This window comes from Streptomyces niphimycinicus, assembly GCF_018883605.1.
In the GTDB taxonomy this organism is placed as follows: Bacteria; Actinomycetota; Actinomycetes; order Streptomycetales; family Streptomycetaceae; genus Streptomyces; species Streptomyces niphimycinicus.
In genome coordinates this window covers 24,690-33,856 of sequence record NZ_JAHLEM010000140.1, presented here as the reverse complement: position 1 = coordinate 33,856, position 9,167 = coordinate 24,690, and the positions used below count along the sequence as shown (strand labels likewise).

Genomic DNA, 9,167 nt, shown 5'->3' with positions numbered 1-9,167 from the left:
GGCTGGTCTCCGCCGACGAGGTGGCCGCCGCCGTCGCCTATCTCGCCAGCCCCGCCGCCGCGGCCGTCACCGGCACCGCGCTGGCGGTCGACGGAGGGATGCAGGGCCTGCGGCTGCGCCCCGCCTCCTCCTGAGGCCCCGCCTCCTCCTGAGGCCCCGCCTCCTCCTGAGGCCCCGCCTCCTCCCGAGACACCGCTTCCCCCTGAGGCACCGCCTCCACCCGGACAACGCCGCACCTCTGGACAACGGCTTCGCCCGACGCTACGCCCGAGACCAGCACCACCCGCACCACTCGACCCAGAACGACGAGAACGACCAAGGACGGGACTCGATGACGAGACTCCGCACCACCGGCACCGCCGCCTGCGCCGTGCTGCTGGCCGTCGCAGCGCTCACCGGCTGCAACCGCGAGAGCAATGGCGCCGGCGGCGGCAAGGTCGGCATCGACATGCCGCGGACGGACACCGACTTCTGGAACTCCTACCAGCAGTACCTGGAGAAGGGTGTCGACAAGGGCACCGTCTCCGCGCTGCCGCTGTCCAACTCGCAGAACGACATCTCCAAGCTGGTCGCCAACGTCCAGGCGTTCACCGACCAGGGCGCCAAGGCGATCGTCATGGCCCCCCAGGACACCGGCGCCATCTCCTCCACCCTGGAACAGTTGGAGGAGAAGAAGATCCCCGTGGTGAGCGTGGACACCCGGCCCGACTCCGGCAAGATCTACATGGTGGTGCGGGCCGACAACCGGGCGTACGGCACCAAGGCGTGCGAGTACCTCGGCGAGAAGCTGGGCGGCAAGGGCCGGGTCGCCGAGCTCCAGGGCGATCTCAGCTCCATCAACGGCCGGGACCGCTCACAGGCGTTCGCCTCCTGCATGAAGAAGAAGTACCCCGGCATCAAGGTGCATGAGCTGCCCACCGACTGGAAGGGCGATGTGGCCTCCGCCAAGCTCCAGAGCCTGCTGGCCCAGCACAAGGACATCAGTGGCATCTATATGCAGGCGGGCGGCGTCTTCCTCCAGCCCACGCTCGCGCTGCTGGAGCAGAAGGGGCTGCTGAAGCCGGCCGGTTCGGACAAGCACATCACGATCATCTCCAACGACGGGATACCCGAGGAGCTGGACGCGATCCGCTCGGGGAAGATCGACGCCACGCTCTCCCAGCCCGCCGACCTCTACGCCAAGTGGGCCCTGAACTACGCGAAGGCCGCTCTGGACGGCAAGACGTTCAAACCCGGTCCCACCGATCACGGCTCCAACATCGTCAAGATCGCGAACGGTCTGGAGGACCAGCTTCCGGCGCCGCTGGTCACCAAGGAGAACGTCGACGACAAGAAGCTGTGGGCCAACCAGCTCGAGAAGAAGTGACCATGGGCACGGTCGAGCAGCCCGCCGTGGTGCGGGCCCAGGGCATCGTCAAACGGTTCGGTCCCACCGTCGCCCTGGACCAGGCCCGGCTGGCCGTCCGGCCCGGGGAGGCCCACGCCCTCGTCGGGCGCAACGGGGCCGGCAAATCCACGCTGGTGTCCGTCCTGACCGGGATGGAGCGCCCGGACGAGGGCGAGGTGACCTTCGGGGACGAGCCCGCCCCCGGCTACGGCGACACCGCCGCCTGGCAGCGCAGGGTGGCCTGCGTCTACCAGAAGTCGATGGTGGTCCCGGATCTGACGGTCGCCGAGAACCTCTACCTCAACCGCTTCCCGGGGGCGCGCCACATCCGCTGGCGCGCCCTGCGCGCGGACGCCCGCGCGCTGCTGGCCGAGTACGGCGTGGAGGTGGATCCGCAGACGCGGGCGAAGGACCTCAGCGTCGAGCAGCGGCAGTTCGTGGAGATCGCCCGCGCCCTCTCCTTCGGCGCCCGGCTGATCATCCTCGACGAGCCCACCGCCCAGCTCGACGCGGGCGGTATCGACCGGCTCTTCGCCAAGCTGCTCGAGCTGCGCCGGCAAGGGGTCGCCTTCCTGTTCATCTCGCACCATCTTCAGGAGGTCTACGAACTCTGCGACACCGTGACCGTCTTCCGCGACGCCCGGCATGTGCTCACCGCCCCGGTCGCCGACCTCCCCAAGGAGGAGCTGGTGGCGGCGATGACCGGGGACGACGGCACGGCGCCGGGGGGCGACTCCCGGGCGGCCGTCCGCGCCCCCGTCGCCCGTAAGGCGGCCGACCCGGGCGGGGAACCGGTGCTGCGCACCGAAGGGCTCACCCTGGAGGGCGAGTTCGACCCGCTGGACCTGGTGGTGCGCCCCGGCGAGGTGCTCGGCCTGGCCGGGGCCACGGCCAGCGGCAACACGGCGGTCGGCGAGACCCTGGTGGGCCTGCGCAAACCGGCCGGCGGGCAGCTCTCGGTGCGCGGCCGCCCGGTGCGCCCCGGGAGCGTGCCGCACGCCATCGACGCGGGCATCGGCTACGTCCCGGAGGACCGGCACGACCAGGGCCTGGTCCTGGGCCGCAGCGTCGCCGAGAACGCCACCTTGACCGTCACCGACCAACTCGGGCCCTACGGCACGGTGCTGCCCTCCCGGACCCGCGCCTTCGCCCAGCGGATGATCACCTCCCTGGACATCAAGACCTCGGGCCCCTCGCAGCCCGTTTCGGGTTTGTCCGGCGGAAATCAGCAGAAGGTCGTCATCGCGCGGGCGCTGGCCCGTGAACCCAGCCTCCTGGTCGCCATCCGCCCGACCGCCGGGGTGGACGTGAAGTCCAAGGACGCGCTGCTCGGTGTCGTACGGGACGTCGCCGCGGCCGGCAGCGGCGCGGTCATCGTCTCCGACGAACTGGACGATCTGCGGGTCTGCGACCGGATCCTGGCCTTCTTCCACGGGCGGGTGGTCGCGGAGTTCGACAGCGGCTGGAGCGACCGTCAGCTCGTCGCCGCCATGGAGGGCATGACGGAGCCGGGCACCAACGGCACGGCGGGGGACACCGAAGACCGCACAGAAGGAAGGCAGCCATGACCGATACCGCACGCCGGCGGACCGCCGAGGCGGTGGCCGACGGCCCGGCGGGGAGGGGCCGGCCGCGGATCGACATCGCGCGCTGGCGCGATCTGTCACTGGTCCCCGTGATCTTCGTCCTCGGGGTCATCGGCTTCATCGTCTCGCCCGCCTTCCTCACCGAGGACAACCTGATCGGCGTCGTCCAGCAGTCCACCGAGCTGGGGCTGCTGGTGCTGGGCGAGGCGCTGATCCTGATCAGCGGGCGGATGGACCTCTCCCTGGAGTCCACCATCGCCGTGGCGCCGGTGATCGCCCTGTGGCTCGTCCTGCCCGATCACGGGGCGCGGTTCGAGGGCCTGGGGCTGCTGCCGGTGTGGACCGCCATACCGCTGTGCCTGGCGGTCGGGGCGCTGATCGGCGCGGCCAACGGCTTCCTGATGCTCAAGCTGCGCGTCAACGGCTTCATCGCGACCCTGGGCATGCTCACCATGCTGCGCGGACTCCAGGTCGGCGTCGCCGAGGGCCAGTCGATCGTCAACGTCCCCGAATCCTTCCGCTACCTCGGCAAGGCCGACTGGCTGGGCATCCCCGCCGCCGTATGGATCTGCCTGGGGCTGTACGCCCTCGGCGGCCTGGCGCTGGGCTATCTGCGGCACGGGCGCGCGCTGTACGCGATCGGCGGCAACCCCGAGGCCGCGCGGGCGGCGGGCATCCGGGTGGACCGGATCACCTGGATCGTGCTGAGCGTCGGCGGACTCCTCGCCGCCTTCGCGGGCATCCTCTACACCGGCCACTACGGCTCGGTCGCCGCGACCCAGGGCAACGGCTGGATCTTCCAGGTGTTCGCCGCCGCGGTCATCGGCGGAATCAGCCTCAAGGGCGGCCGCGGCACGCTCTTCGGCGCGCTCACGGGCGTGCTGACGCTGCAACTGGTCGTCAATGTGATGACCCTGGGCGGGGTACCGCCCCTGTGGAACCAGTTCATCAACGGCTCGATCATCATCGTCGCGCTGATCATCTCCCGCTACGCCAGCGGCGAGAAGCAGGACTGAGAGCCGGTCGGGAGGAAGCCATGATGGGCGACGGAGGACGGGTCCCGAGCGGCCCGCGCGAACTGGGGCGCTCGGGGGTGCGCGTACCACCCCTGGGCCTTGGCTGCGCGCCGCTGGGCAATCTCTACGAGGCGATGCCGGAGGAGCGCGCGCGGGACACCGTAAGGGCGGCGTTCGACACCGGCCTCACCTATATGGACACCGCGCCGCACTACGGCGTCGGTCTCTCCGAGGAGCGGCTGGGGCGGGTGCTGGCCGGGCGCGAGCGCACCACGTACACCCTCTCCACCAAGGTGGGGCGGCGGCTGCGGCCGCGCGCCCCCAGGGAGCCCGTCCAGGCGGACGGGTTCGCCGACACCCCCGACCGGGTCCGGACGTGGGACTTCAGCCGGGACGGCATCCGCGCCACCCTCGAATCCTCCCTGGAGCGGCTCGGGGTCGACGCCCTGGACATCGTCTACGTCCACGATCCGGAAGACCACATCCGTGAGGTCTATGAGACGGGCTTCGCGGCGCTGGCCGAGCTGAAGCAGGAGAAGCTCGTCCGGGCCATCGGCTTCGGCATGAACCACAGCGGCCTCCTCGCCCGGTTCGTCGCCGACTTCGATGTGGACGTCGTGCTGTGCGCCGGGCGCTGGACGCTGCTGGACCGCACCGCCCACGACGATCTGCTGCCGGTGTGCGAGCGGCGCGGCACCTCCGTGGTGGTCGGCGGGGTCTACAACTCCGGGCTGCTCGCCGACCCCGCCCCCGGGGCCCGCTACGACTACCAGCAGGCGCCGCCCGAACTCCTGGCGCGGGCCCGGCGGCTGGCCGAGGTGTGCGCCGAGTACGAGGTGCCGCTGCGCGCCGCCGCGCTGCGCTTCCCCTTCGGCCATCCCGCGGTGGCCGCGGCGGTGGTCGGCTGCGCCACTCCGGCCGAAGTCCGGGACAACGCCGAGCTGTTCACCCACGACATCCCCGATGAGCTGTGGCAGGCTCTGGTGGCGCGCGGGCTGCTCGACCAGGACATCCCGCTGCCGGTCCCGAACCCCCAGGAGTGACCTTGCCTCGCCGTATCGACGCCCACCACCATCTGTGGGACCTGACCCGCCGCGAGCAGCCCTGGATGGACGGCCCGTGGGCGGAGCCCATCCGCCGCACCTTCACCCCGGACGACCTCGCCCCGCATCTGGACGCCCATGGGATCGACGCCACCGTCGTCGTCCAGTCCAGCTCCTCCGTCGAGGAGACCCGCGAACTCCTGGCCCTGGCCGGCGGGTCGGACCGGATCGCGGGCGTCGTCGGCTGGGCCGACCTCACCGACCCCGGGGTGGGCGAGGTGCTCGCGGAGCTGGCCGCCGGACCCGGCGGCGACCGGCTGGTGGGCCTGCGCCACCAAGTGCAGGACGAGCCGGATCCGTGCTGGCTGGACCGCGACGACGCCCGCCGGGGGCTGGCCGCCGTGGCCGCCGCGGGGCTGGTCTACGACCTGCTGGTCACCCCGCGCGAGCTGCCCGCGGCCATCGACGCCGTCCGTGAGCTGCCGCAGGTGCGCTTCGTCCTCGACCACGCCGCCAAACCGCCCGTGGCCGGCGGCGAGCGCGACCTCTGGGCCCGGCAGCTCACCTCGCTCGCGGCCCTGCCCAACGTCGACTGCAAGCTGTCCGGTCTGGTCACCGAGGCCGACTGGGACGACTGGAAGCCCGAGCAGGTGCTGCCGTACGCGCAGCACGTCCTGGACGCCTTCGGGCCCGGCCGGGTGCTGTTCGGCTCCGACTGGCCGGTGTGCGTCCTGGCCGCGACCTACGACGAGGTGGTGGCCCTCGCGGAGCGGGCCACCCTCCCGCTCGGCGAGGACGAGCGCGCCGCCGTCTTCGGCGGCACCGCGGCCCGCGCCTACGGCCTCCGGCCGTAAGGCGCGCGCCGCCCGCCGGGGCTCACAGCGTGGAGCGCAGCCACTGCTCCACGCTCGCGATATGCACCGTCGCCCAGGACCGCGCCGCCTCCGCGTCGCGGTCCCGCAGCGCGGAGAGGATCGCCCGGTGCTCATGGAGGGTGCGGCTGACCGCGTCCTCCTGGGTCAGACCGCGCCACACCCGGGCCCGGGTGGTGGGCCCGGAGAGCCCGTCGAGCAGTGAGCAGAGCACCGAGTTGCCCGAGCACTGGACGATGCCGCGGTGGAATTCCAGGTCGCAGGCGACCAGTTCCTCCACCGAGGGCTCCTGCCCGAGCGCGTCGAGCTGCGCCTGGAGCCGGTCCAGCTCGGCCTCGCTGATCCGGGTGGAGGCCAGCGCCGTGGCCGCGGGCTCCAGGATCCGCCGTACCGCCAGGAACTCCAGTACGGTGTCATCGCGGTGGAAGTCCACGACGAAGCTCAGCGCCTCCAGCAGCAACTGGGGGTCGAGGCTGGTCACATAGGTGCCGTCGCCCTGTCGTACGTCGAGGATCCGGATCAGCGACAGGGCCCGCACGGCCTCGCGCAGCGAGTTGCGGGACAGCCCGAGATCGGCGGCCAGCTCACTCTCCTTGGGGAGCCGGTCACCGGGGCGCAGCGCACCCGAGACGATCATGCCCTTGATTTTCTCGATCGCCTCGTCGGTGACCGCCATGGTGGACCTCCCCGGAGCAAAACATCCGATGTATCAGGGGTCCATTATGACTTATGGCGTGCGCGAAACCGGCGGCGTCTGCCGGGGACGCCGCCGGTCCGCCGGGACCCTCTGCCGGGAGGGCCCGAAGACGGGCTCAGAGCCGGTTCATCGGATGGCTCAGAAGGTGAACGGCCCCGGGCTCTGGGGCGAGGTGGCGGTGCAGTTCACCGTGATCAGGCCGAAGATGACCAGCTTGAGCGACTTGGCCGCCAGGACGTCGCCCGCGGCCACCGTGCCCTTGAGCGGGCCGGTGGTCACATCGGAGCCGGTCGGGATGGCCGGGTTGGCGTTGCCGGTGAACGTCTTGGTTCCGCCGCCGCTCTTCGACAGCGTCAGCGTCGAACTCACCGCGCCCGCCGGAACGTCGATCGGAGCCTTGATCGCTCCCGAGGACAGGGTGATGGTCGCTGCCGTCCCGCTCTGCGTGGCCTTGAGGGTGGCCAGACCCGACCCGTAGGTCCCGCAGTCGGCGGTCAGGGTCGCGGTCGTGGGGGTGACCGCGGAGGCGGTCGGCGCCAGCGCCAGCGCGCCGGCTGCCAGTGCTGCTGTTCCCATTGCCGTGCTGATCCCGAGCTTGAAACGTCTCATGGGACTGCCTTCCGGAGTGGGGGAGTGCGCTGATGTGTGTGGGGGGTTCCGCCCGTCGTCCACGGGCGATGTCATTGATGCGCGCACCGCCGAAGAAGGCAAGAGCGATTGAGCAGATTTTTAACGCGCGAGTAAGTCTGCGGACGCCCTCCGAGATCACCGCCAACTGCCGTACGGACGGCGGAACTTGGGGAAGCCTCAGGTCAGCTCCGCGGCATGCTCGGCGCCCCCGGCGCGGCACCACCGGGGCGATCCGGCCCGGGCCCGAACCGAGTCCGGGCGGCCGGGTGGGAAGACGTCTCCTCCCACCCGGCCGCCCGGAGTCGGGAAGGCGGCCCCGCGGGGGTCAGGGTCGCTTGGCCAGCAGATCCTCGACCCGGTTCCGGATCTCCTCGGAGTCCAGGCCGCGGATGGTCAGGGTGGTGCGGCGGCGCAGTACGTCGTCGGCCGTGCGCGCCCACTCGTAGTCCCGGGCGTAGACGACCTGCGCCCAGATCTCCGGGGCGTCCGGGTGGACGCGCTCCGCGAGCGCCGGGTCGCCGCTGGCCAGCCGGGCGATGTCGAAGGAGAGCGAGCCGTAGTGGGTCGCCAGGTGACGGGCGGTGTCGGCGGCCATCCGCGGGCCGGGGGTGCCGCCGTCCACCAGCAGCCGGTGCTCGACGGCGTGCGGATTGGCCAGGCCCGGCAGCGGCATGTGCTTGGGCAGCAGCTTGACCGGCTCCATGTCGTCGGCGAGCGGGCGGCCCGGCAGCTCGGCCAGCTTCTGCATCACGGTGCGGCCGATGTGGCGGAAGGTGGTCCACTTGCCGCCGGCTATGGAGAGCATCCCGCCCCTGCCCTCGGTGACCACGGTCTCGCGCTTGGCCTTGGCGGTGTCGCCGGGGCCGCCGGGCAGCACCCGCAGCCCCGCGAAGGAGTAGGTGATCAGGTCGCGGGAGAGCTGCTGGTCGCGGATGGAGAAGGCCGCCTCGTCCAGGATCTGGGCGATGTCCTTGTCGTTGACCGCGACATCGGCCGGGTCGCCCTCGAACGCCTCGTCCGTGGTGCCCAGCAGCAGCATGTCCTCCCAGGGGAGGGCGAAGGTGATGCGGTACTTGTCGATCGGGGTGGCCAGCGCCGCCCGCCAGGGGGAGGTGCGCTTGAGGACCAGATGCGCGCCCTTGGACAGCCGGATCGACGGCGCCGCGTTCGGGTCCTCCATCCGGCGCAGATGGTCCACCCAGGGGCCGGTGGCATTGAGCACCAGACGGGCGCTGACCCCGAACTCGGTGCCGTCGGCGCGGTCCTTGAGCTCGGCGCCGGTGACCCGGCCGTCGCTCTTGCGCAGGCCGATGACCTCGGCGTGGTTGAGGACGGTGGCGCCCGCCTCCACGGCCGCCCGGACCGTCATCAGGGCCATCCGGCTGTCGTTCATCTGGCCGTCGCCGTAGACCGCGACCGCCTTGAGGTTCTCGGTGCGCAGCTCGGGGACGTCGCGCGCGGCCCGCTCGGCGCCGATCACATGGCCCACGCCGTCCCGGAACGCGGAGAGCGCCGAGTAGGCGAAGACACCCGCGCCCAGCTTGGCCGCGCCGTGCGGGCCGCCCTTGTAGACCGGCAGATAGAAGGTGAGCGGGTTGGCCAGGTGCGGGGCGACGGTACGGGAGACCGCGCGCCGCTCGAAGTGGTTCTCGGCGACCAGCTTGACCGCGCCGGTCTGGAGATAGCGCAGGCCGCCGTGGAGCAGCTTGGAGGAGGCGGAGGAGGTGGCGCCGGCGAAGTCACCGGCATCCACCATCGCCACCCGCAGCCCGGACTGGGCGGCGTGCCAGGCAGTGGTGATGCCCAGAATGCCGCCGCCGATCACCAGGAGGTCGTACGTCGCCTTGGAAAGCTGTTCCCGGGTTTCGGCTCGGCTCGGGTTCGAACCGGCAGCCGGGTGCGTTCCGAGGGACGGAACGCAGCGCAGGGTGGTCAT

Annotated in this window: 9 protein-coding genes; 6 read left to right on the top strand and 3 right to left on the bottom strand. The window is 71.6% G+C overall.

Annotation, left to right across the window (positions count from 1 at the left end; translation table 11 throughout):
• The 6 genes from KN815_RS14605 to KN815_RS14580 all read left to right on the top strand — a co-directional run.
• On the top strand, positions 1-134 hold a 134-nt coding region (locus tag KN815_RS14605; RefSeq protein ID WP_216342377.1), incomplete at its 5' end, for an SDR family oxidoreductase.
• A gap of 197 nt (positions 135-331) precedes the next feature.
• Complete coding sequence (locus KN815_RS14600; protein ID WP_216342372.1) at positions 332-1,366, top strand: sugar ABC transporter substrate-binding protein; 1,035 nt, start codon at positions 332-334, stop codon at positions 1,364-1,366.
• Between the two features lie 2 nt (positions 1,367-1,368).
• Positions 1,369-2,955, top strand: coding sequence for a sugar ABC transporter ATP-binding protein (locus KN815_RS14595; protein ID WP_216342371.1), 1,587 nt, complete (start codon positions 1,369-1,371; stop codon positions 2,953-2,955).
• A complete protein-coding gene (locus KN815_RS14590; protein WP_216342370.1) occupies positions 2,952-3,989 on the top strand; it encodes an ABC transporter permease in 1,038 nt (345 codons plus the stop codon). The genes KN815_RS14595 and KN815_RS14590 overlap by 4 nt, the downstream gene beginning before the upstream one ends.
• Before the next feature lie 23 nt (positions 3,990-4,012).
• Complete coding sequence (locus KN815_RS14585; RefSeq protein WP_216342376.1) at positions 4,013-5,032, top strand: aldo/keto reductase; 1,020 nt, start codon at positions 4,013-4,015, stop codon at positions 5,030-5,032.
• Positions 5,033-5,034: 2 nt separating this feature from the next.
• Positions 5,035-5,886, top strand: coding sequence for an amidohydrolase family protein (locus KN815_RS14580; RefSeq protein ID WP_216342369.1), 852 nt, complete (start codon positions 5,035-5,037; stop codon positions 5,884-5,886).
• Between the two features lie 22 nt (positions 5,887-5,908).
• On the opposite strand, the gene KN815_RS14575 is transcribed toward KN815_RS14580, so the two are convergent.
• The 3 genes from KN815_RS14575 to KN815_RS14565 all read right to left on the bottom strand — a co-directional run bounded on the left by KN815_RS14575 (position 5,909) and on the right by KN815_RS14565 (position 9,167).
• Complete coding sequence (locus KN815_RS14575; RefSeq protein WP_093460521.1) at positions 5,909-6,580, bottom strand: FadR/GntR family transcriptional regulator; 672 nt, start codon at positions 6,578-6,580, stop codon at positions 5,909-5,911.
• Between the two features lie 159 nt (positions 6,581-6,739).
• A complete protein-coding gene (locus KN815_RS14570) occupies positions 6,740-7,210 on the bottom strand; it encodes a hypothetical protein (RefSeq protein WP_216342368.1) in 471 nt (156 codons plus the stop codon).
• 346 nt (positions 7,211-7,556) lie between these two features.
• Positions 7,557-9,167 (bottom strand): glycerol-3-phosphate dehydrogenase/oxidase, encoded by a 1,611-nt coding sequence (locus KN815_RS14565; protein ID WP_216342367.1) that lies wholly within the window; start codon positions 9,165-9,167, stop codon positions 7,557-7,559.